This is a genomic window from Pseudomonas sp. MHK4, assembly GCF_054600775.1.
In genome coordinates, this window is the sequence record NZ_BAAIAK010000006.1 from 12,854 (window position 1) to 38,056 (window position 25,203).

Sequence of the window (25,203 nt, forward strand, 5' to 3'; positions counted from 1 at the left end):
CGTCATTCTGACTTGCCGACGACGCTTCTTATGGCCTTCACAGATCCCTCCGGAGCTTTTATGCAGATGAAATCTTTCGCAGCATGTGTAATGACGCTGGCGCTAGCTGGTTGTGCTAGTCCCTACGTCGATCCTGAGCAGTACTCAGGCTTTTTGAAGGACTACAGCGTTCTGAAAGAGGAGAAATCACCATCCGGTGCGGACGTCATGCGCTGGATTGACCCGAAAGTGGACGTGAGTCGCTTTACCAGCGTTTACGTCGAACGTAGCCAGTTGTACCCCCAACCACAAGCGACCGAGAAAATCCCGCAGAGCAGCCTTAATGGCATTACGCAGTATTACGATCAGGCCTTGAAAAATGCGTTTGCCAGGGAGCTTCCGCTGGCTACTGGCCCGGGGCCGGGAGTATTGGTTGTGCGTCCGGCCATTACAGCCGTCAGCGCCAAGACCAAGGGGCTGCGTCCCTACGAGATTATCCCGATCGCCTTGGTCGCTGCCGGCGTCAGTGCGGCGACCGGCATCCGCGACCAGGACACCAGCCTGGCCACTGAAGCCGCGTTTCTCGATGGTGGCGACAACAAGGTAGTTGCCAAGATGGTTCGCAAAGGCGCAGGTGCCGATCTGGAAAACTCCTCGGAAGTCGTGCAAGCCAAAGACTTCAAGGCGGTGCTCGATATCTGGGCGCAAGACATCGTCAATTCCTACAAACAGCTTAAAACCAAGTAGTGCTTGATTCGGCCAACAGGTTTGTCTTGCGAAACTGCCCACTACCTTTGAGGCGGTCAGATCAAGCAAGTGCAGCACTGTTGGTCGTTTCCCGCCAGGAGCTTTATGAGTTCGGCAATGAATCTTCCCCTCATTGCCTGACGGTTTTGCAGAGGACGCGCAATGCATCAAAACAACCAGACACGCCGGTCTCATTTATCTGCCTTGGCTCTCGGATTGAGTCTGCTCGCTGGCAATGCCTGGGCCGGTGGCATCCTGATCTACGAGGCGGGACAGGAAGGTAACGGCCTGGCCAACGCGGGTGCCGCTGCGCTGGCGACAGACCCCAGCGTACTGATGAGTAACCCGGCGGGTCTTACGGAATTGGCTGGCACCCAGATCAGCGCCAATGCGCAGGTCATTCTTGGCGATCTGGGTTTCTCTCGCGACAATAACAACCAGTTTGACGGCAATGAAGGCGGCAATGCCTTGCAATATCTGCCGGGCGCCAGCTTATTTATCAGCCATCAGATTGATGAACGCTCGGCGATCGGCTTCGGCATGTACGGTAACTTCGGTCTGGCCTTGGATTACGACGATGACTGGGCTGGCCGCTATTTCAACCAGGAGGCCGCAATCATCGGTGTGTCCTTCCAGCCAACATTCGCGCACAAGTTCACCGACGACCTCTCGATCGGCATCGGTCCACGCATCATGTACGCCTATTACCGAAACGAGACCGCGATCAACAACAATCTGCTCGGGCTACGCGATAGCCCTGATGGGCAACTGGAATACAAGGACACCGATGTCGGCACCGGGGTTAGCCTCGGCCTGCTCTATCGGCTGAATGAACGCACCCGGATAGGCCTAGCCTATACCAGCAAGATCGACCTGGAGTTCAAAGACAGCCCCAGCGTGCGCAAGGTCGACAACCCGATCATCAACGCCGCGTTGCGTCGCCTGGATGTCGACTCCCTGGAACTGGACATGTCGGTGCCACAGACAGTACTGCTCAGCATCGCGCACGATCTCGACCCGCAATGGAAGTTGCTGGGCAGTCTCGGCTGGCAGGACTGGAGCGAGTTCGGCGACATTGGTGTAGAGGTCGACGCCAATGCCGCCGACGTCAGCCGTACCGCCGACCGCCAATACAAAGACACCTGGCATGCCTCGCTCGGAGCGCAATACCAGGCGACCTCAAAGCTGCGCTGGAGCATGGGCGTTGGTTACGACAGCTCGGCGGTGGACGACAAGGATCGCACCGTCGACAACCCCATGGGGGAAGCCTGGCGCCTGGCCACCGGGGTCAACTACAAAGTTGATGAGGGGCTGGACCTGCACGCGGCCTACACATTGGTCTGGATGGGTGACATGGACGTCGAACAAACCAAATCACGCTCGGGAGAAACCCTTTCGGGCTCCTATCGCAATTCGGCCCTGCACATCATTGGCGGCGGAGCCACCTGGCGCTTTTGACCCGGGCGCCCTAACCCGGGGCTAGGGCGTGGCACATCGTCCGATCATCGCTGAAAAATCTGGAAATACCGAGGAAAAGTCCTACGCTGAACCTGTCCCCAATAGTGGGGAGGGTGTCAAAGGATGAGTTCACCCTGTCTTGAGGGATTCAGTATGCAAGAGTCGCAGCGTGGTTTTTCCAGCTCTCATTTGCGTCCGCAAAGCCAGGCGCTCGCACTGGAGCCCCGAATTCTGTTCGACGGCGCAGCGGCTTCTGCCGCCGTGGATCAGCATCAGAATGATCCGGCCGGTACCCTGCCTGCCCCGGCCACAGTCGATGTTCCCCATGCGACGCCAAACGAGGGCCATCCGGCCACTGAACAGGCGCCGTCAGCCGCTCGAACGCTACTGGTGCTCGACAGCCGCCTCGAAAACCGTGAGCAGTTGGTCGCCCAGTTGCCTGGTAACGTCACCGCCATCGTGGTCAATCCCGGCGAAGACGGCCTGGCAGCGATCTCTGCGGCGCTGGCGCAACTGGGCAAGGTCGATTCGATCCAGGTCATGTCCCACGGTAGCGCCGGGCAATTCACCCTCGGCAACCGCACCGTCAATGCCGATAACGTCGACCAGCTCGGCCAGACCCTCGATCAATGGCGCAACAACCTGACCCAGGGCGCGGATATCCAGCTCTATGGCTGCGATGTCGGTGCCGGGGCGGCCGGTAAAACCCTGGTCGCCGAACTGGCGCGCTGGACCGGTGCCGACGTGGCCGCTTCCAGCAATGACACCGGCAGCACCCGCGCCGGTGGCGACTGGACCCTGGAAACCCGGGTCGGCGACATCGACAAGAGCATCGCCATCAGCAGCTTCGCCATGGCCGGCTTCGACGGCCTGCTCGCCGACGCGGCGCCTACCACCAACCTGCCCACCGCTGGCAGCGACGTACTGCTGGGCGATAACTTCAGCTTCACCGTGGATTTCAGCAACACCTCCACCCAGGCCGGTTTCGCGCCCTTCATCAACCTGGCGATCCCGACCACCGGCAAGGACGGCGACGATGGGGTGAACTTCATCTCCGCCACTTACCTTGGCCAGAACCTGATCTCCCACCTGGTGACCTTCGATGCCTCCGGCAACGCCACCCATCCCCTGGCAAAGGACGCCAACGGCAACTTCCTGATCATCAACGCCTCGACCTACGGCATGCGCCCTGGCGATCAACTGGTGGTCATTGAACTGCCGTTCGCCAGCGTCACCAACCAGCAACCGGTGATTTCGGTGCAGATCAACGCCAGCCTGAGCAACCTGGCCGACACCAGTTTCTCCGACGGCAGCCCCGACCTGACCCTGCGCGCCAGCGGCGGCTTCCAGTTCGGCAACGATGCCCTGGACAACCCGCTCAACGACCCCAGCCTGATCCAGGCCGGCACCGCTGCGTTTGTGGTGCACCCGACCATCATTACCTTCGATGAAACCCTCAACACTCCCGAGGGCGAAACCGCGACCGGCCCCAACTTTGGCCGCACCCTGACGCTGAGCGCGACGCCGGCCCCGGGCCAGACACTGTCGAACGTGGTGATTACCCAGCCGCTGCCGGACAACGTGCAAGTCACCGCGATTACCCCCGCCGCCGGCGGACGCTTGACCTCGATCACCCTGCACGACGGCAGGGTAGTGACCAACGCGACGGAAATCGCCGCGCTGATTGCCGCCGACAACGTCTACATCAATTCCTTCACTGTGGAATACGCCAGCCTGACCGGCAAGACCGATACCCTGGTGGCGTTCTATGTACCGGAAGTCGATGCCAATGGTGCACCGGTCATCAACCCGGTCACCGGCGACGCGGTCAACATCACCCTCGGCGCCCCGACCGGCAGCGGTCAATGGGTGCCGCTGGACTCCCGGGACGTCACGGCACCAAACACCACCATCGACTTCAGCGGCACAGGGCGCCCCACCGAGTTCATCGCCAAATCCATCACCCTGCTCAAGACCGCGACCCTGCAGACCGACATCGGCCACACCGGCATCACCCCCGGCGATACGTTGCAGTACAACCTCGACCTGGCAATTTCCGACTACTTCGCCTTCGGCAAGGACTTCTTCAACGAAGGCCAGCTGATCGTGCGCGACCAGCTCAGCGACGGCCAGGCCCTGGCTGGCACGCCGACCATGACCGTCACCATCAACGGTGTGGCGCAAACCATCACCCTCGTCACCACCGTGGTCAACAATGCCGACGGCAGCACCTCAATGGCCTTCGATATCGGCCAGTCCCTGCGCAATGCCTTTTTCAATGTGCGCGGCTGGCTCAACGGCGACCTGGCCTTCGATGACCGCATCGAAGGCGCGGTGCTGGCGGTGCTCAGTTATTCGGCCATCGTTGGCCAGACCTACAAGCCGCCATCGGGCAACCCGCAGCCGGACATCAACGAAGGCGACGAATTGGGTAACTCGGCGGTGGTCGACGGCACCCTGCTGCAGGATATTTTCAACCTCACCGGCCAAAGCGAAACAGACACCTCCGCCACCACCAGCGTGATTCCCACCAGCAACGTCGACATCAACCTGGTCGAAGTGAACAACGGCACGCCGCCGGCCACCGGGGAACTGCGCCCCGGCGATGAAGTGACCTTCGAGCTCAGCTATGACCTGGTCACCGGCGACTACGAGCAGTTCAAGCTCACCGCTTACCTGCCGCTGCCGCTGTTCGACGTCACCGGCATTACCTGGACCGTGGGCAGTGACGTCGGCCAATGGCAGATCGGCCCCGGCAATACCAATGCCGGCGGTGTGATCAGTGTGACCAGCGGCGTCGGCAACTCGCTGGTGTTCGACTTCGGCAGCTTTGCCACCCCGGACACCGCGGGCAGCCGCATCGTCATCCGTTTCAGCGTGCGAGTGGGCGATCAGCCGTTCGCCGACCAGCGCTCCCTCGACGTGCTGGCGCAATCGACCCAGCAAACCACCCTCACCGACCGCACGCTGATTTCCTCGGACGTGGTGGCCATTGTGTCGGTGGCCGAGCCTGTGCTGAACATCAAGCACGGCGTGGTCTCCGGTACCAATGGCAGCGTCAGCAACACCACCGGCAGCTGGAACCCGCCGGGCAGCACCGGGGTGCCCTTCAATGGTAGCGTCACTGATCTTGCGGCCGTCGACGGCAATATCGTCAACATCGACGGTGGCGATAGCCTGCGCCTGGTCACTGCGCTGGAAAACACCGGCGGCGGCGGCGCGTACGACGTCATCACCAGCATCACCCTGCCCTCCGGACTGAGCTTTGTCGGCGGTAACTTGGCGGCGGCCAACCTGCAGATTTACCGGGGCGACGGCACCGCCCTGGTGCCAGGCGTCGATTACAGCGTCAGCGGCAACCAGATCACCTTCCTCGACGCGGGCGGCCAGGCCACCCTGCTCGCCGGGCGCAGCGGCACCGCGGCCGATATCAGCGGCGCCAATCTGGTGGTGATCAGCTATGACGTGCTGGTCAGCAGCACCATTGAAGCCAGCCGTACCCTGCAATCGAGCGCGACCCTGAGCAACTACGCCAGCGTCAACGAAGGCAGCGACTTCACCCCCACCGACCTCAGCGACCTGGCCAACCAGCAAGTCGCGGCGCCGGTCATCAGCAAGGTCTTCGCCGACGGCAGCCTGGACAACGGCGATTCCAGTGCCAGCCACACCACCGGCAGCGACCTGGTGATCGGCGAAAGCATGCGCTACGACATCGTCGTGACACTGCCCGAAGGCAGCACGCAGAACCTGCGCATCGATGACCTGATTCCACCGGGCATGCGCCTGGACACCAGCTTCAACGGCGGCCTGGGTTACCAGATCATCACCACCCGCGCCGGCAGCGGCGCCCTGGGTGCCGACTTTGCCGGCAGCGTGGTGATCGGCGCGTTCAACGGCACCGCAGTCGATGGCGCCGATGCGCGCTGGACCTTCAGTGTTTCCAGTGTGTCGGCGGACAACCAGACCGGTAACAACACCTTCGTGATCCGCCTGCAGCTGGTAGCCGACAACGTCATCGGCAACCAGGCCAACCTGTCTCTGCAAAACAACGCGCAGCTCGTCTTCAGCGACCCCGACAGCGACACGCCCAATGGCGCCGTTGCCGTGGACCGCACTGTCGCCATCAGCGGCGGCCAGCCCACCGTGATCATCCGTGAGCCGACGCTGCAGGTCTCCCAGGTATTGACGTCCACTGCCGGCGTCGGCGGCTACGACCAGGGTGACACGGTCAGTTTTACCATCACCATCAGCAACGGTGCCGGTGGCAGCGACTTCAGCGCCTTCGACATCAGTTTCCTCGACAATCTGCCGACCCAGCTCGACAACGTGACCCTGGTCGGCGTGTTCTATCAGAACGGTGCAACCAATAACGGTGGCGTCGACTTCGAACTGGTCGGTGGCCAGTTGCGCACCGTCAACGGTGCCAACATCGACATCGCCAAGGGTGGCAGCATCGTGCTGAGCCTGACCGGGGTGGTGAATGCCTCGGCGGCCGCGCAGTCGAACTTCGCCAACGTCGCCACCGTGCAATGGACCAGCCTCGACGGCCCGCAGGCCGGCGAGCGTACCGGGGTCGATGGTCCGCTCAACGGCGGCACGCTCAATGACTATCGCAACATTTCCACGCTGATCGTCCCCGTGGCCCAGGCCATCGAGATCTCCCGGGTCGGCGGCCTGCCCGACACCGCCGCGCCGGCGCCGACCACGGCCCCGACCGAGCAGGTGACCATCGGCGAAGTGATCCGCTACCGCGTGGTGGTGCTGGTGCCAGAGGGCAACAACCCCAACTACCAGATCCAGATCACCCTGGCCAACGGCCTGGAGTTCATCTCCCCCGATGCGCTGGTCAACGCCTTGCGCATTGCCTTCATTTCCAACGGCGGCCTGGTCAGCGATGCCAACCTGATCGTAGGTGGTACCCTCGACATCAATGGCAACGAGAACAGCCCCGAAGCGCTGCCGATTACCCCCGACCTCTCGGGCCTGGCGCCGCAAGGCATTTTTGACCCGAGCCGTCTGACGGTCGTCACCAATGCCGATGGCAGCCAGGTGGTGACCTTCAACTTCGGCAACGTGGTCAACGGCAACGGCGACGACGCCGACTTGGAAGGCATCTCCATCGAGTTCAACGTGCGGGTGACCAACGTCGCCAGCAATGTCGCGGGTGCCCAACTGGCCGTCTCGGCCCATGAAATCGTCAACGGCGCAGGCCGTGCCAATAGCGACACGGTAATCGAGCGCATCGTCGAACCGAGCTTCAGCGGCCTGGACAAACAGATCGTCGCCTTCGATCCCAACCCCGCTGGCACCAGCGGCAGCGCCACAGTGCAACTGAGTTTCACCCAGAACGGCGGCCTGCCGGCCTTCGATGCGCAAGTCAGCGACAGTTTCGCCGGCGGCAGCAACTACACCCTGGTCAGTGTCACCATCAACGGCACCACCTTTGGCCCGGGCAACCTGCCCGCTGGCGTGACGTTCAGCACCACGGGCGGTGTGAGCGTGAACTTCGATCAACTGGACGTCGGCGCACAGATTCAGGTGCGCTACCAGGTCACCCTGCCCAATGCCGCCATCGTCGCCAGCAGCAATGCGACCCTGACCTGGAGCAGCCTGCCCGAAGACTTCACCAGCTGGGGCGGCAACTTTGTCGGCATCGACGGTACCGTCAATGGCGAGCGTACCGGCAGCACCGCAGGCCCAAACCAGTACATCCTGCGCGACAACGCCGGGCTCGGCGTCATCACCGGGACCCTGTGGAACGACACCGCTTCACCCACCGCCAGCGCCACCCCCGACGGCGCCGGCCTGGCCGGGCAGACCGTGACCCTGACCTGGGCCGGGCTCGACGGCAACCTGGCCACCACGGCCGACAACCTGCAGTTCAGCACCGTCACCGACGCCAACGGCCAATACCACTTTGGCGTGCTGCCCCTGGGCGTATTCCGCATCGACGTGCCGGCCGGCCTGGTCAGCTACCCGCAGCCCCTGGGCGACTTGCGTGTGCGGGTCGACACCGATGCCGGCACCCTCGGCCAGATCACCATCAGCCTGGGCGATGCCGCCACGCAAAGTGCCGACGCCGGTTATGTCGAACAGAACGATGCGCCGGTCAATACCCTTCCCGACACCCGCAACGGCCAGGAAGATGTGGCGCTGGCCATCGCCGGCATCAGCGTCGCGGACATCGACGTCGACCGCGATCCCAACGTCAACGACCGCAACATCACGGTGACGCTGCAAGTGACCAGAGGCACACTGTTGCTCGGCGCCGCAGTACCCGGCGTCACCGTCGGCGGCGCCAATTCCGCGACCCTGACTCTCACCGGCACCCTCGCCAACGTCAACACGGCCCTGGCCGGCCTGTTTTACCTGGGCAACGCCAACTTCAACGGCACCGACACCCTGACCGTCACCAGCAACGACCAGGGCAACTATGGCGATGCCAACGGCGACGGCCTGCCAGGCGGCGCCGGTGATGCCTTGACCGATGTTGATAGCCTGCAAATCATCCTCGCCGCGGTCAACGACGCCCCGGTTGCGGCCAACGACGCCGCCACCGCCCTCGAAGCCGGTGGCACCAACAACTCGGTGATCGGGATCGACCCGCGCGGCAACCTGCTGAGCAACGACACCGACGTCGACATCGCCACCAATGCTGATCAAATTCGGGTGCTATCGGCCGGACCGCAAGGCGGCGCCCAGACATCCATCGCTGACGTGACGGTGATCAATGGCGTTTACGGCCAGTTGCTGGTGAGCAGCAACGGTGCCTACCAGTACGTGGTCGACAACAATAATGCCGCCGTGCAGGCCTTGCGCCTGTCGGGGCAGACCTTGCTCGACCGCTTCGACTACGTGCTCGCCGACCTCGCGGATGCCACTTCGACAGCCACCCTGACGGTGACCATCCAGGGCGCCAACGACACCCCGGTCGGCGTCAATGACGACGGTGTCGCTGTCGAAGCCGGTGGAATAGCCAATGCCTCTGGCGGCAGCCCTGCCACCGGCAACGTACTGACCAACGATACCGACGTGGACAGCGTCGCCAATGGTGAAACCCGTACCGTGACGGGCATCCGTGCGGTGGCGGAGGCAGGAGCGGGAGATTTTAAAACAATCGACCAGCCGATCGATGGGCTATACGGGACCCTGACCATCAATGCCAATGGCTCGTACACTTACGTGATCGCCGACAACAACCTCACGGTGCAGCGCCTGAGCCCGGGCGAGCAACTGGTGGAGTTTTTCAGCTACCGGGTCACGGATGCCGGCGACCTCGACGACGTGGCGCAGTTGCGCATCGTGATCCAGGGCAGCAACGACAACCCCGTGGCCAGCGACGACGCCGCCGAGGCCCAGGCAGCCCCGACCAACGGCATAGCGCCGGAAAGCAACCCGACCGGCAACGTCATTCTGTTCCCGAGCCGGCCGGGCACCATCGACCAGGCCGGCGGCAACGGCATCGACCAGGACGTCGACTCAGTCGACCGACCCAATACCCAGCTGCGGGTCGATGGCGTCATCAACAAAACCGAAGCCACCTACAACCCGGCCGTCGATGCCTTGAGCGGCGTCCTTGCGAACACCACTCAGGCCAATGGCACCCTGGTGGCCGGCCAGTTCGGCAACTTGCGCATCGGTGCCGACGGTTCGTTTTTCTATGATGTCGACAGCACCAACGCCTTGGTCCAGGGGCTGCAGCAGGGACAGACCCTGAGCGATGTCTTCACCTATCGCATCACCGATATCAACGGCCTGACTGACACCGCGCAACTGGTCATCACCGTGCACGGGGTCAACGATCCACCCGTGGGTCAACTGGTGGTGGGCCTGGCCGTCGAAGCCGGTGGCCTCAACAACACGACACCGGGGGTCGACCCTTCCGGAGATGCCCTGGTCAATGCCACCGATCCGGACGGCGACCCGTTGACGGTCACCCTGATTCAGCCTGAATTCGGTGCAGTAGCCGTGGTGAACGTCGGTGGCACTACTGTCGTCGGTTTATACGGGACGCTGACGATTGCCCCGGATGGCAGCTACAGCTATGCAGTGAACAATGACAACGTCGACGTTCAGGCACTGCGTACCAATAGCGACCTGTTGTTCGAGCGCTTCATCTTCACCATCAGCGACAATGTCCCAGGGGCAACGGAAACCGACACGGCGCAAATCATCGTGCTGATCCGCGGCCGCAACGATACGCCGGTCGCCGCCAATGACACCGCCGACGCCATCGAAGCCGGTGGCTTGAACAACAACCGTCCCGGCCAGGACCCGACCGGCAATGTGCTGGACAACGACACCGACGTCGACGGCGGCGAAGTGCCCGGCGACCTGCCGGCCCATGACTACGGTGAAACCAGGGCAGTGTCCAGCGTTCGCACCGGCGACGAGCTCGCCACCGGCACTGCCGGCACCCTGGGCAGCGAACTGCGCGGCACCTATGGCTGGCTGACCCTGAACGCCGACGGCAGCTACAGCTATCGCCTCGACAACAACATGGCCGAGGTCCAGGCCTTGCGCTTCGGCGACACCCTGAACGACCTGTTTAACTATTCGGTGATCGATGCCAGCGGCGCCGAAGACCGGGCCAACCTGAACATTACGATCACCGGGCGCGACGACACGCCCAATACCCGCAACGACTTCAACCTGGCCAGCGAAGCCGGCGGCCTCAACAACGACCGGCCGGGCTTGAACCCCAGCGGCAACGTGCTCAACAACGACAGCGATGTCGACGGCAACGGCGAAACCCTGAGCGTCATCGAGTTCAACCAGGGCAACTCCTTCGGCACCTTCAGCAACGGCCTCAAGGGTCAATTCGGCACACTGCTGCTCAACGCCGACGGCACCTATACCTACGTGGTCGACAACAGCAATCTGCGGGTCCAGGCCCTGCGCACCCCGCTCAATACGCTGACGGAAACCTTCACCTACCGCACCCGCGACCTCTTCGGTGCCACCAACAACGCCACCCTGACCATCGTCATCGTCGGCGCCAATGACAACCCACTGGCCCAGGACGACAGCACGGTGGCCGTCGAGGCTGGCGGGACGTTCAATGGCACGCCTGGCGTCAATCCGTCGGGCAACGTCCTGACCAACGACCGCGACATCGATTCCGGCGACACCAAGACCGTCACCGACGTTCGCGGCGGCACTGAAGCCGCGGGCGGCACCTTCACCGCGTTTGCCGGCAGCCAAAGCCTCAATGGCCTGTACGGCACCCTGACGATCAATGCCGACGGCACCTACAGCTATGTGATCAACAACACGCTGGCGGCGATCCAGGCCCTCAAGGTCGGCGACTCGCTGGTGGAAACCTTCACCTACCGGATGCGCGACACCGCCGGTGCCACCGACATCGCCCAGTTGAGCATCCGCATCGACGGCGCCTGGGATGCGCCCGTGGCGGCCAACGATATAGCGCTGGCGGTAGCCGATAACGGCAAAGGCAACGCCATCAACCCGACCGGCAACGTCCTGCCCAACGACACCGACGTCGACCAAGGCGACAGCCTGATCGTCACCGGCATCCGCGCCGGCACCGAAGCCGCCGGCGGCAGCCTGGCGCTGGTCAACGCGGCGACCGACAGCAGCAACGGCACCCTGGTCAACGGCCTGTTCGGCCAGTTGATCATCGGCGCCGATGGCAGCTACACCTACATCGTTGACTCTAACAACCCCACCGTCCTGGCGCTTGGACCGCTGCAGTTCCTCAATGAGCGCTTCACCTACCAGATCACCGACCGTGGCGGACAAACCGATCTGGCGGAGATTCAGATCATCATCCGCGGGCGCAACTCGGCCCCCGTGGCCAACGGCGATGAAGGCACGGCGGTGGAAGCCGGCGGCCTCAACAACAGCCAGCCCGGCATCGACCCCAGCGGCAATGTCATCAGCAACGATACCGACGTTGAAGACGATGTCCTCACGGTGACCGCGATTCACACCGGCGGCCTCGCCGAGACCGGCACCAGCGGTACCGTCGGCACCACCTTGCGCGGCCTCTACGGCGACCTGCTGCTCAACGCCGATGGCAGCTGGCATTACACGGTGGACAACAACCTCGCGGTGGTGCAGGCATTGCGCCAGAGCGGCCAGACCCTGACCGACGTGTTCAGCTACACCTTGTCCGACTTCTTCGGCGCCACCAGCGTCGCCGAACTGCGCATCACCGTCGACGGCAGCAATGACACGCCCATCGCCCAGGACGACCTGTCCACCGCCATCGAGGCCGGCGGCGTGGCCAACGGCACGCCGGGCAGCAACGCCACGGGCAATGTGCTGGGTAACGACAGCGACGTCGACAGCGTGGCCAATGGCGAGAGCAAACAGGTGCAGTCCGTCACCGGCGAAAACGGCCAATCCGCAAGCGCAGGGCAAATCCTCACCGGTCGCTACGGGCAACTGATCCTCAATGCCGACGGCAGCTACACCTACCTGATTGACAACAGCAATCCTACTGTCCAGGCCTTGCGCACGGCGGGTGAAACCCTCAGCGAAACCTTCACCTACCGCATGCGCGACACCGCCGGCGCCACCTCGGATGCGCGCCTGACCGTGGTCATCCAGGGCGCCAACGACAACCCGGTGGCGCAAAACGACAGCGCCACCGCCAGCGACCAGGTCCCCGCGCCACAGGTCACCGGCAACGTATTGCCCAATGACAGCGACGTGGATGGCAATGACCACCTGCATGTGGTCGGCATCCGCACCGGCGCCGAGGACGACAGCGGTACGGCGGGCGTGATCGGTCAGCCGATCCGTGGCCTCTACGGCACCCTGGTGCTCAATGCCGATGGCAGCTACACCTACACCATCGACCAGAGCAATCCGCAGGTGCTCGCCGCCGCGGGCCTGGGCCAGGTGCTGCGGGATGTATTCACCTACACCATCAGTGACATCAACGGCGCCACCGACCAGGCCGAACTGGTGATCCTTCTGGATGTCGCCACGCCGTTCATTCCGGCACCCCAGGGTAATTTCTTCGACCGTGATACGGGCAACCGCAACGGCAGCCTGCTGCTGCCTGACCCTGTGCCGGCGGTCTTCGTCACCCCGGTGGTCGAACGCGCCGCGCTGGCCCTTGAACTTTCCACCTGGAACGCCGACGGCAGCAATTTGCGCCTGGCGTCCAACGGCGAATTCCTCAGCGAGTCCCTGGGCAATGGCCTGGGCCTGGTGCCGGGCCAGTACGTTGCCGATGCGGTGCGCCAGAGCAGGCTCGATGCCGAAACGGAAATGACCTGGATACTCGGCCGCCACGGCCGCATTGGCCTGAGTGCCGACGGCCTGCTCAGCGATCCGTCGCTGTTCGCCATTGATCCGGCGGAACTGACCCGTGGCCCGGCGCAAACGGAGCAGCATCAGGAGCCGCGTCAGGAGCAACGCCCGGCCCGTGGATTCAGTGCACAGCTGCGCAACGCCGCCCAACGCCTGCGTCCCGACAGCCGGGGTAATTGAAGTGTTCGAACAGAATCGATACGAAGAGCATAAAGGATTGAACATGCCAACAAATGCGACCCGGTTTCTCAGTACCGCCATCGCCTCTGCCCTGCTGCTCAGTGCCTGTTCGTCGCTGGAGCCCAAGCCCGCCACTGACGAAGAGAACCGCCAGCGGATCATCGCCGACCAGACGCGCATGTATTCCGGCCAGGAACCGGTGACCGCACCGATCACCTTCTACGAAGCGGCAGCCCGGGCGTTGAAATACAACCTCGACTACCGCCTCAAGCTGATGGAAAGCGCCCTGGCGTCGGACCTGCGCGACGTCTCCAGCCATGAAATGCTGCCGCGCCTGGTGGCCTCGGCCGGTTATGCCGGACGCAACAATGACTCCGGCGGTACCTCGATCGGCATCGAAGACCGTCAGGTCAGCTTGCGCGCATCCACCTCCGAAGAGCGCTATCGCGAGTTGTATGGCCTTGGCATGAGCTGGAGCCTGCTGGACTTCGGCGTGGCCTACTACCGCACCCAGCAGAAGTCCGACCAGATCCTCATGGCCGAAGAGCGCCGGCGCAAAGTCGCGCAGAACGTCCTGCAGGATGTGCGCAACGCCTATTGGCGCGCCCTGGGCGCCCAGCGCCTGCTGCCGGAAGTGGACAAGCTGCTGATGCGCACTCACACCGCCCTGACCTCGGCCCGGGAAGCCGAGACCCGTGGCCTGTTGCCGCGCCAGGAAATCCTCGCCTATCAGCGTGCCCTGCTGGACTCGATCTACCTGTTGACCGTGCGCCGCCAGGACCTGGAGTTCGCCCAGGCCGAGCTGTCCGCGCTGATGTCGCTGCCACCGGGGGCGAAAATGGTCCTCGCCGACATGCCGGACCCGCCATTGCCGCAAGTGCGCCAGAGCATGGCGCAGCTGGAGCAGCTGTCGCTCGAGCATCGCCCGGAAATCATGGAAGAGTGGTACCGCAAGCGGGTCAACCAGAAAGACCTGGACATCGCCAAGGCGCAGCTGTGGCCCAACGTCAGTGTCGACTTCGGCTACCGCTACGACTCCAACAAGTACCTGTACAACAACGACTGGAACGCCACCGGCCTGCAAGTCTCGATGAACCTGCTGCGCCTGTTGCAACTGCCGTCGCTCAATGCCGCCCAGAAGTCCCAGAGCGAAACCGACGATACCCGCCGCGTGGCGCTGTCCATGGCGATCCTCACCCAGGTGCGGGTCGGCACCCTGCGTTATCAACTGGCGCGCCAGGAAGTCGAGTTCACCGAAGAAAGCCTGCGGGTCGATCGCAGCCTGCTCGACTATGCCACTGCGGCCAAGACCGGCGCGCTGGGTTCCGAGCTTGAAGTGATTCGCTCCGAAGGTCGTTACCTGCTCTCGCGTTATCAGCGCGAAGCGGCGTTCTCCAGTGCCCAGGCGGCATGGGGTCGCTTGTACAACTCGGTCGGCCTGGACGTGCTGCCCACGGAAATCGAAAAACACGACGTCAAGACCCTGGCCCGGGAAATCCAGCGCACCTTGAACGAACAAGAACAGCAACGCCTGCTCATCTCTCAGCAAGGAACGCCGAATGCGCAAAACCGCCCTTGAGTCCCGTTGCGGGGCCCTGTTGTTGGCCTGCCTGATCCTGCCCGTCAACGCCGACGACACACCGTCGGCCCCTTCAATGGCCCCCTCAATGGAAGGTGCCAGTGCCATTCGCGTGCTGTTGGCCGCGGAACTGGAAACCACCCTGTCGAGCCAGATGGCCGGCACCCTCGGCGAGCTGAAGACCGGCTTCGCCGAACATGTCGGCAAAAACGCGGTGCTGGCGCGCTTCAACTGCAACGAGGCCGAAGCCCGCAGCAAGGTGGCCGTGGCCGAACTGGCCATGGCCAAACAGAACCTTGAAGCCAAGAAGCAACTGCGCCAGCTCAACGCCGTGGGCGACATCGAAGTGTCCACGGCCAATACCGAAGTGCAGAAGGCCGAGGGCGCCCGGGCCATGGGCGTGGCACAGAGCGGTTACTGCCAGGTGCTGGCGCCGTTCTCCGGGCGCATCGCCAAGGTCTACGTCAAGCCTTACCAGACCGTTACCGCCGGCACGCCCTTGTTCGACCTGGTCAGCGACGGCGCCCTGAAAGTACGCCTGAACGTACCGTCCAACCTCCTCAAATCCCTCAAGCCCGGCCTGCCGTTGCAAGTCAGCATCCATGAAACCGGGAAAACCTACCCGGCCCATGTCAGCGCCATTAACTCCCGGGTCGATGCCGTCGCCCAGACGGTCGAGCTCGAAGCCCGCCTCGACGAAAAATACCCCGACCTGATGGCCGGCATGAGCGGCACCGCACGGTTCAACGAGGAAACGGCGCAGCAGAAAAGTGCTCAGCCATGACCATGAACGAGCCACTGCCGCACCCTAATCTGCTGCTGCAACTCGATGCCCTGCGTGACAAGGCCATGGCGGCCGAAACCCTGCCCGCCCTGGCCTTCAGCATGGCCAACGACCTGTACCCGCTGCTGCCGTTTCACCAGGCCCTGGTGTTTGCCCAGCGCGATTCGTCACTGGAGCTGCTGAACGTCTCCGGCCTGGCGCGGCCCAGCGAGGATTCGCCTTATCTGGTCTGGCTGCGGCGTGCCAGTCGCTGGCTGGCGGCTCAAGTGCCCGCAGGCGAGCCGGTGTGGCTGAGCCAGGACAAGGTCAGCGCACCCGAGGAAATAGCCGAAGGCTGGAACGAGTGGTGGCCGGCGGGCTTGTGGTGCGTGCCGGTCGAGGACCGTGGCGGGCAACGGCTCGGCCTGCTGATCCTGCTGCTGGAACAGGAGCCGCCGGCGATTTTCTGGCCGCACCTCAAGGGCCTGGTCAACACCTGGGGCTACTGCTGGGCGGCGCTGAGCCGGCGCCGGCGCCTGGGTCGCTGGTGGCCCAATCGCAAGCAACTGCTGTTGGGCCTGATCGTGCTGGGCGCCCTGCTCTTGCTCCCCGTGAGGCAAACTGCCCTGGCGCCGACGGAGATCGTCTCGCGCCAGGCACAGATCATCAGCTCGCCCATCGACGGGGTGATCGAACAGATCCAGGTTCGCCCCAACCAGCCAGTGGATGCAGGCACGCCGCTGTTCGTCCTCGACGAAACAACGTTGCGCAGTCGCGCCGAGGTCCTGGGCAAGGAAGTCATGGTGGCTGACGCCGAGCTGCTCGCCGCCAGCCAGCGGGCCTTCGACAACCCCCAGAGCAAGAACGAACTGACCCTGCTCGAAGGCCGCGCGCAACAACGCCGGGCGGAACTGGCCGCGGTTCAGGCCCAGCTCAAGCGTACCCAGGTACTGTCACCGCGGGCCGGCGTGGCGGTATTCAGTGATCCCAACGACTGGCTGGGCAAGCCGGTAGTGACTGGCGAGCGCATCATGCAGGTGGCCGATCCGAGCCAGCCGGCCATGTTGATCCAGCTGGCGGTGGCGGACGCAATCGCCCTGGAACCCGGTGCCGAAGTGACCCTGTTCCTCACCGCCTACCCGCTGACACCGCTCAAGGGCAAGATCCTCGAAACCAGCTACCAGGCGCGTCCCAGCGATGAAGGTGTGGTCGCCTACCGCCTGCTGGCCAGTATTGAAGGTGCGCCTGCACATGCGCGCCTCGGCCTGCACGGCACCGCCAAGCTCTATGGCGGGCGGGTAATGCTCGGTTATTACTTACTGCGAAGGCCGCTGGCGACGCTGCGGGCGTGGAGTGGCTGGTGATGAACGACCCCGCAGACCTGCCCCTGCCGCCCCTGCGTGAAGACCTGCGCCTGAGCGAAGCGGCCGATGGCAGCGACGGCGAACCGGCCTGGGTCATCCAGGACACGGTGATCAACCGCTTCTACCGCATTGGCTGGCTGGAGTTCGAGTGCCTGCTGCGCTGGGGCCAGTCACCACGGCAGATCAGCGAACAAATTGCCGAAGTCACAGCGCTCAAGCCTGCGGTCGAACAGGTCCTCGACTTCCGCCAGTTTCTCGAACAGCACCAGTTGCTGCGCTCCGGCCCCCAAGCCCTGGAACGTTTGAAAGCCAAGGGCGAACAAGGCAGCTGGCTGAGCTGGCGCTGGTGGTTGCATCACTACCTGTTTTTCCGCATACCACTGCTGCACCCGCAACAACCGCTGCAACGCCTGGCCCGGATGCTCGGCTGGCTGTTCCATCCGCTCACCGGCCTGTTGGTGTTCGGTTTGAGCCTGCTGGGGGTGATTCTGGTCCTGCAGCAGTGGGACGTGTTCACCCATGCGGTGGTCGAGTCATTTTCCACCGAGGGCCTGTTCAGTTTTGCCCTGGCGCTGATCGTCGCGAAAACCCTGCATGAACTGGGACACGCCCTGGTGGCGACGCGGCTGGGGTTGCGCGTCGGGCACATGGGCATCGCCTTCGTAGTGCTGTGGCCGATGCTCTACACCGACACCGGCGAGAGCTGGAAGCTCAGCCGTTCGCGACAACGCCTGGCCATCGCCTCGGCTGGCATCGTCACCGAACTGTCCCTGGCCGGGCTCTCGACCCTGGGTTGGGCCATCTGCGATCCGGGCGCCCTGCGCAACGCCTTGCTCTACCTGGCGACCACCAGCTGGCTGCTGTCGCTGGCCCTTAACGCCAGTCCGTTCATGCGATTCGATGGTTATTTCATCCTCTCCGACCTGCTCGACTTCCCCAACCTGCACGAGCGCTCCTCGGCGCTGGCGCGCGTCACCTTGCGGCGCAACCTGCTGGGGTTGCAGGAGCCCTGGCCGGAAACCTTTCCCACCGGGCAACGGCGGCTGCTGGTGACCTTTGCCATCGTGACCTGGCTGTATCGCCTGGTGCTGTTCCTGGGGATTGCCCTGGCGGTCTACCTGTTCTTCTTCAAACTGTTAGGGATCATTTTGTTCATGGTCGAACTGTCCTGGTTTATCGCCATGCCGGTGGTGCGCGAACTCAATCACTGGTGGCAACATCGCGCGGGCGTACCGCGCCAGCGCAAAGCGCTGTTCTACGGGGTGCTGGCACTGTTGCTCATCGCCCTGGCGATGCCTTGGCGCAGCCAGATCGACGCCGTGGGCGTGGCCCGCGCCGAGCAACAGTTGCGGGTCTACGCGCCGTACCCGGCGCGCCTGCAATCAATCCATCCCGAAGGTGTGGTCGAGGCCGGGGAAACCCTGATGGTGCTCGACGAGCCGGACATCGCCTCACGCCTGCGCAGCAGTGAAGCCAACGCGCGCAGCTACGAAGCCCGATTGTCAGGGCTGCTGGCCGATCCCGGCGGCCTCGCTGAAGATGCGGTGACCCGCCAGCGCCTCAACGTGCAATTCGAGGAAGCCCGGGCCGCCCGTTCGGAAATCGCCCGGCTCAATCTGCAGACACCCTTCGCCGGCGTCTGGCTGGACGTCAATCCGGACTGGAAAGCCGGCCAGTGGATCGGTCGTCAGGAGCCCATGGGCATCCTGATCGATCCGCGTAGCTGGCAGGTGGATGCCTATGTCGCCCAGGATCAGGTGCACCGCCTGGCTACCGGCGATCGCGTGCGTTTCTACCCGGACGGCCAGACTACGCCGCTTGGCGGGCATGTGCTGCAGATCGGCAGTACCCGGGCCAGCCAGCTGTCTCACCGCATGCTGTCTTCGCGCTATGGCGGGCCAGTGCCGACCACGAACGCAGAACACTCGCTGATTCCCAGTGCGGCGCTGTTCCAGGTCTTGATCCAGCTCGACGAACCCTTGCCGGCGCTGCGCGAAACCCGTGGTCACCTGAAAATCGAAGGCGAGCGCCGCAGCCTGCTGGCCGACGGCGCCACCCATGTGATGGCGGTGTTCATGCGCGAGAGTGGCTTCTAGGCCAGCGCTTCAGCCGGCCACCACAAACACGATAATCGGCCCGCACACCGCCAGCAGCACGTTGGAAATCGCGTAGCAGACGGTAAAGCCGATCACCGGGGTGTTGCTGCCGGACTGCTCGATGATCTTGTTCATCGACGCCGCCTCGGTCTGCGCCCCGGCCAGGGCGCCGAACAGGATCATCGGGTGCAGGCGCAGGATGTAACGGCCAAAGTACAGGGCTACCAGCGGCGGCACAATCGTCACCACAGCGCCAGACAACAGCAGTGCCAGGCCCTGCTCGCGCATGGCGGCGAACGCCGCCGGGCCTGCGAGCAAACCGACGACCGCACCGAAGGCGGTCAAGCCGAACTCGGAGAACGCCCATTGCGCGGCCGGCGGCAATGCGCCGATTTCCGGGTGGCGCGAGTTGTACCAGCCAATAAACAGCGCGGCGACCAACACGCCACCGCCGATGCCGAGTTCCACCGGGATCATCCCTACATGCGTGGACAACAACCCCAGCAATGAGCCCAGTACCATCCCCAGCGTATGCACGGCAATATCGCTTTTGTAGTTGCTCTCACGAATCCGCCCCAAGCGCTTGGCCAGTGCCTCGACGCTGGCGGTGCGGCCAGTCAGCTTAAGCACGTCGCCCCGACGCAACACGGTATTGGGCAGCAACGGCAATTCGTAGCCCTGGCGGGTAATGGAGATGATAAAGCAGCCAAGGCGCCGAGTATTTTCCAACCGGGATTTGGCCTGGTGAATGGTCTTGCCGGCAAACTCCGGTGAAGTCAGGACAATATCGACCTCGCGGGTCGGAAACGAAAGGGATTCGGCATGGTCGATCTCCGGCCCCACCCACTGCGACAGCGGGCCGACGACTTCACGCAAGGCGTAGACTCCGACGATGTCGCCGGCCTTGAGGGTCAAACTTTCATCACGCTCGATAATCAGACCATCGCGCACTACCCGTTCGATGGTCAGAGACTCGTACATTTTTTCAAAGTCGGCAATGCTCAGTCCATTTGCGGCACTGCTGCCCACCACCTGGTGCGCGCGCACCACCATGCGTGTGTAGGGTACGGTGATCGAGTCCTCGTCCTTGGCAATGCCCAGTTCCAGCTCCAGTTCCCGCGCCGAAGCTCGCAGATCCACGCCTAGCAGCTTCGGCGCGATGCTGCCGACAAACACGATCAAGCCGATGGTGCCGAACAGGTAGGTGATGGCATAGGCAATCGCCATATGGCTGTTGAGCTGTGCCTTGGCCGCGGCATCGATCGCCAGCTGATTGATAGAACTGGTGGCGGTGCCCATGATCGCCGTGTCGGTGAGCGCACCGGCACCGAGCCCGGCGGTGAAACCGGCATCGAAGTCGAATATCGCGTTCATCAACAAAATCGAGCCCAGCGCGGTTGCGCACAGCACTACGCTCAGCACCACCAGCTTCAACGTGCCGCGGTTGAGACTGCCGAAGAACTCTGGCCCACTCTTGAAGCCGACGGCGTAGATGAACATCACAAAAAATACCGACTTCAAACCAGTCGGTACTTCCAGGCCGATCTGGCCGATCAACAGTCCCATCAAGAGAGCGCCCGCCACCGACCCCAGGTGAAAACTGCCGATATGAATGCGACCGATGAATACGCCCAGTGCGATGGCCAGGAACACCGCAATTTCCGGATTGGTACGCAAGGCATGAAGCAGAAACTCAAGCATGTGCGAACTCCCTTCGATGGCCCTCAAATTTCCTTCGATTCTTGCGCGGGTGCGGTCCACCACTTATGTAAAGGGCAGCCCAGACTTACAGGCTAGACAAGGGCTTGCAGGACGACAAGGAGCGTTATAAGACACCACTGTCGCGTTCAAAACCGACAGTGAATAAGGGTGGAGGATGTTTACCCCCACGTTTACCCCTAGACCATAAATGAAAAAGCCCAATCTTTTCAGATTGGGCTAAGTCATTGACAAATATGGCCGGAGCGGAGTGTTTCCACTCGGCCGCTCGCAAAAGGCAAGCTCCCTACGTCCAAGGCAACTAGGCAGTAAGGCTGGCGTCTTTTTTTGCCAAGGGACTGGGTATTTTGGCAATTGGGCCACAGTCCGCTCGAGAAATCCGGGCGTATCAATTCACCGCAGCATCGCATCTGCAAACGGCCGGCTGTCCGAAAGGAGATAGCCGATGGTGATTGACCGGTGATTGACAACTCTAATTCGCCGGAAATGCCTTACGCCTACATAGCACGTAAGCATTTGATTTATATGGTGCCGAAGCCGGCTGCCGAATTTAAGGTGCCGGATACCAAATCGTAGACAGCAAAAAACACCAGGGTCTCGGTAGACGCTAGTGACAGATAGGGGTGTTTTTTGATGGAGCAAGATGAAGCGAGATGGTGCCCCGAGCCGGAATCGAACCGGCACGCCCTGCGGCGGCAGATTTTAAGTCTGATGTGTCTACCAATTTCACCATCGGGGCATGGGAAATGCAAAAGCAGGCGCTGATTTAACCCCAAAACAAATCCAGAATCAATCACTTAGGAAATGAGGCACCAGTTATGGCCATGAAAATCAATTTTACCAAGTCCGCGCTGGACGACCTGACGTGCCCGAAAGGCAAATGTAACCGTCCGGGCAACACACCTTCCTGATGCCATCGCTTAAGGCGATGGTGTCCACCTAAATTTAAGTGGACACCATTTTTAGCCTTTTTAAGCGGACGCCCATGCCACAAGAACGCCGTTCCTATTCCAAGTCCTTTAAGGCCCAGGTCATCGCCGAGTGTGCGCAGGCTGACACCTCGATTGCCAATGTCGCCTTGACCCACAACCTCAATGCCAACCTCGTCCATAAATGGATTCGGGTGCATGGGCAGAAAAACCTGGCACTGCAAACTGCCTTTATTCCGGTCAAGGCATTGTCTTCGACAGCGGTCCCTCAAGTTCTTCCGGCCACGATTCGAATCGAAGTGCCTCATTCAAAAGGCGTAGTCGTGGTGAGCTGGCCAGCAGAAAATGCAGCGACATGTTCCGCTTTCCTGCGAGACCTGCTGCGATGATCCGCATCGACACCATCTGGCTCGCCATCGAGCCCATGGACATGCGCGCCGGCACTGAAACCGCGCTGGCGCGAGTTGTCGCGGTGTTCGGTGCGGCGAAGCCGCACTGTGCTTATCTGTTCGCCAACCGCCGCGCCAATCGTATGAAAGTGCTGGTGCATGACGGTGTGGGGATTTGGTTGGCTTCCCGGCGCTTGAATCAAGGTCGTTTCTTTTGGCCAGGCGTGCGGCACGGTTCTGGAGTTGAGTTGGATGCAGAGCAACTTCAAGCCTTAGTGCTCGGTTTACCTTGGCAACGCGTCGGTTCCGGAGGAGCCATCACGGTGCTCTAACTCGTCTGCCATGGCGCGCTTGCCAGCGCAATTGGCCCATCCGTCTATCGCCGCCACTAGCCCTCTCTGGCAAAATCGGCGGTATGACTTCGCATTCGAATCTCGATCAATTAAACCCTGAAGAACTGCGCGCCTTGGCGGCGCAGTTGATCCAGCGCGTCGAGACGATGGACAAGCAAATCACTCATCACAAGTCGGTCAACGAGAAACTGGCCCACGAGATCGCACTGCTCAAACGCTTCAAGTTTGCCAAGCGCAGCGAGCAGTTGAGCCCGGATCAAACCAGCCTGCTCGACGATTTGATCGATACGGATATCGCAGCTATCGAAGCCGAACTTGAGGCGCTGCAACCGGCACCTGTCGAAGCCAAAGTGCGCCAGCAACCCAAGCGCGCACCGCTGCCACCGCAGTTTCCTCGCACGCTGATCCATCACGAACCGGACAACAGCCACTGTCCATGCGGCTGCGCCCTCAAGCGCATCGGCGAAGATGCCAGCGAAAAGCTCGACTACACGCCCGGCGTGTTCACCGTCGAGCGCCACATCCGTGGAAAGTGGGCCTGCGAACAGTGCGAAACGCTGATCCAGGCGCCGGTGCCGGCGCACGTCATCGACAAAGGCATCCCAACAGCGGGCCTGCTGGCCCACATCATGGTGGCCAAGTTCGCCGACCATCTGCCGCTGTATCGCCAAGAGAAAATCTTTGGCCGCGCCGGGCTGCCCATCGCCCGTTCGACCTTGGCGCAGTGGGTGGGCAACTGCGGCGTGCAACTTCAACCGCTGGTTGATGCGCTGCGCGAAGCCGTGCTGACGCACGGCGTCGTCCACGCTGACGAAACGCCGGTACAAATGCTGACGCCTGGCGCGAAGAAAACTCATCGCGCTTACGTCTGGGCCTATGCCACCAGTCAGTTCTCCGATCTGGCGGCGGTCGTTTACGACTTCAGCCCGAGCCGTGCTGGCGAACATGCTCGAAATTTCCTCGGCCACTGGAACGGGAAGCTGGTCTGCGATGACTTCGCTGGCTACAAGGCAGGCTTTGAACTGGGCGTTACAGAAATCGGCTGCATGGCCCATGCACGCCGAAAGTTCTTCGACTTGCACGCGACCAACAAGAGCCAGATCGCTGAAAAAGCGCTGCACTACATCGCGGCCTTGTATGAAGTTGAACGAGAAGTCCGCGAGCTGGAACCGGGTGTCCGGCAGCGAATACGGCAGGAAAAAGCAGCGCCGATCATCGACGCACTTCATACCTGGATGATCGCCCAGAGGCAGGTTGTGCCTGAGGGATCGGCCATCGCCAAGGCGTTGGATTACAGCCTCAAGCGCTGGATAGCGCTGACGCGCTATCTCGATGACGGTGCTGTGCCCATCGATAACAACTGGTGCGAGAATCAAATCCGGCCGTGGGCTCTTGGGCGCTCGAACTGGCTGTTCGCTGGCTCGTTACGTAGCGGTAAACGTGCGGCGGCGATCATGAGTTTGATCCAGTCTGCGCGGCTCAATGGGCATGATCCGTATGCATACCTGAAGGAGGTTCTTACACGCCTGCCGACGCAGCGGGCGAGTGAGATCGCCGAGCTTCTGCCGCATAAGTGGAATCCTATCGAGGCGACTATTTTCCAAGCGTCTAATTTTTAGGAGAGAACCATAAAGGCTTTATCAATTGTACGGCCCAGTGGCGGCCGAATCGCTTCTGGCGAGAAAATCCTCGAAGTCCGTCGTTGGCATCCAGACTTAGATCCTTCCGAGGATCTCCTGATTGTGGAAAACGAGCGATTTCTCCATAACGATGGGGACGAAGACGATGACGGTATTGCCGTCGCAATTGTGCGCGTGAAAGCCGTGCGCCCCTTCATCCTCGCTGACATGCAAGCGGCCTGTGCAAGCTATTTTGAGGATGGCTGGCTTGCATGGGAGTTGAGTGACGTAAGGCCAGTCACACACCCTGTGACCATCCGTGCGGCACGGGGTATCTACGAGGTAGATTTCCAACTCCCAGACAGACGCTGAACATTGAGCAAGATGTGTTGGGCAGACGCTTACAGGCAAATCCGACATCCTGGTGTAGGACACGGAAAACAAAGGCCTGGCGATCCGGGTCACCAAAGCAGGCGGTAAAACCTTTTTTGTGGTGCACAAAATCAAGGGGCGAGACCACAGGATTAAGCTGGGCGCTTACGACAAACGCACTAAAAAAAATCCGATGATTCGCGACGAAGCCCTGTCGGTGTACACGAACCTGGTAGCGATGCTGGAGGAAAAATCCACGAAGACTTGCAGGACGATGCCTCTTGTTCAAGCAACAGGAGCACCAGATATCAGGCTGTAGATCCATCGTTAAAATCTGTTACTTCAGCTCTTCGTAAAGCCTGTGTTTGTT

Annotated in this window: 12 protein-coding genes and 1 tRNA gene; 11 read left to right on the forward strand and 2 right to left on the reverse strand. The window is 62.1% G+C overall.

Annotated elements, in window-relative coordinates; all coding sequences use genetic code 11:
- The first annotated feature begins 60 nt into the window (after positions 1 to 60).
- The 7 genes from ACYP2Q_RS16595 to ACYP2Q_RS16625 all read left to right on the forward strand — a co-directional run bounded on the left by ACYP2Q_RS16595 (position 61) and on the right by ACYP2Q_RS16625 (position 19,452).
- Positions 61 to 726 carry a DUF3313 domain-containing protein gene (locus ACYP2Q_RS16595; protein WP_459731451.1) on the forward strand — a complete coding sequence of 222 codons (666 nt, stop codon included), beginning with the start codon at positions 61 to 63 and terminating at the stop codon, positions 724 to 726.
- Between the two features lie 162 nt (positions 727 to 888).
- Positions 889 to 2,184 (forward strand): OmpP1/FadL family transporter, encoded by a 1,296-nt coding sequence (locus tag ACYP2Q_RS16600; protein ID WP_459731452.1) that lies wholly within the window; start codon positions 889 to 891, stop codon positions 2,182 to 2,184.
- A 153-nt stretch (positions 2,185 to 2,337) separates the two neighbouring features.
- Positions 2,338 to 13,650: a VCBS domain-containing protein gene (locus ACYP2Q_RS16605; RefSeq protein ID WP_459731453.1), complete on the forward strand. Its 11,313-nt coding sequence runs from the start codon at positions 2,338 to 2,340 to the stop codon at positions 13,648 to 13,650.
- Between the two features lie 43 nt (positions 13,651 to 13,693).
- Positions 13,694 to 15,229, forward strand: a complete 1,536-nt coding sequence (locus tag ACYP2Q_RS16610) for a TolC family protein (RefSeq protein WP_459731455.1) — start codon at positions 13,694 to 13,696, stop codon at positions 15,227 to 15,229.
- On the forward strand, positions 15,210 to 16,013 hold the full coding sequence (locus ACYP2Q_RS16615; protein WP_459731456.1) for an efflux RND transporter periplasmic adaptor subunit: 804 nt from the start codon (positions 15,210 to 15,212) through the stop codon (positions 16,011 to 16,013). The genes ACYP2Q_RS16610 and ACYP2Q_RS16615 overlap by 20 nt, the downstream gene beginning before the upstream one ends.
- Entirely contained in the window at positions 16,010 to 17,356 is a 1,347-nt protein-coding gene (locus ACYP2Q_RS16620; RefSeq protein ID WP_459731457.1) for an efflux RND transporter periplasmic adaptor subunit, read from the forward strand. The genes ACYP2Q_RS16615 and ACYP2Q_RS16620 overlap by 4 nt, the downstream gene beginning before the upstream one ends.
- Positions 17,356 to 19,452, forward strand: coding sequence for an HlyD family efflux transporter periplasmic adaptor subunit (locus ACYP2Q_RS16625; RefSeq protein ID WP_459731458.1), 2,097 nt, complete (start codon positions 17,356 to 17,358; stop codon positions 19,450 to 19,452). The genes ACYP2Q_RS16620 and ACYP2Q_RS16625 overlap by 1 nt, the downstream gene beginning before the upstream one ends.
- 9 nt (positions 19,453 to 19,461) lie before the next feature.
- Here ACYP2Q_RS16625 and aspT read toward each other — a convergent pair whose 3' ends face one another.
- Entirely contained in the window at positions 19,462 to 21,153 is a 1,692-nt protein-coding gene (gene aspT, locus ACYP2Q_RS16630) for an aspartate-alanine antiporter (protein ID WP_459731459.1), read from the reverse strand.
- A gap of 672 nt (positions 21,154 to 21,825) precedes the next feature.
- A tRNA-Leu gene (locus ACYP2Q_RS16635) sits at positions 21,826 to 21,910 on the reverse strand.
- A 246-nt stretch (positions 21,911 to 22,156) separates the two neighbouring features.
- Between ACYP2Q_RS16635 and tnpA the strand changes: the two genes are divergently transcribed.
- From tnpA to ACYP2Q_RS16655, 4 genes are all read left to right on the forward strand, one after another.
- Positions 22,157 to 22,489 carry an IS66-like element accessory protein TnpA gene (tnpA, locus tag ACYP2Q_RS16640; RefSeq protein WP_459731460.1) on the forward strand — a complete coding sequence of 111 codons (333 nt, stop codon included), beginning with the start codon at positions 22,157 to 22,159 and terminating at the stop codon, positions 22,487 to 22,489.
- Positions 22,486 to 22,821 carry an IS66 family insertion sequence element accessory protein TnpB gene (tnpB, locus tag ACYP2Q_RS16645; protein ID WP_459731461.1) on the forward strand — a complete coding sequence of 112 codons (336 nt, stop codon included), beginning with the start codon at positions 22,486 to 22,488 and terminating at the stop codon, positions 22,819 to 22,821. The genes tnpA and tnpB overlap by 4 nt, the downstream gene beginning before the upstream one ends.
- Positions 22,822 to 22,904: 83 nt before the next feature.
- Positions 22,905 to 24,461, forward strand: a complete 1,557-nt coding sequence (gene tnpC / locus ACYP2Q_RS16650; RefSeq protein ID WP_459731786.1) for an IS66 family transposase — start codon at positions 22,905 to 22,907, stop codon at positions 24,459 to 24,461.
- 24 nt (positions 24,462 to 24,485) lie between these two features.
- Entirely contained in the window at positions 24,486 to 24,833 is a 348-nt protein-coding gene (locus tag ACYP2Q_RS16655; RefSeq protein ID WP_459731787.1) for an ASCH domain-containing protein, read from the forward strand.
- Positions 24,834 to 25,203: the final 370 nt, after the last annotated feature.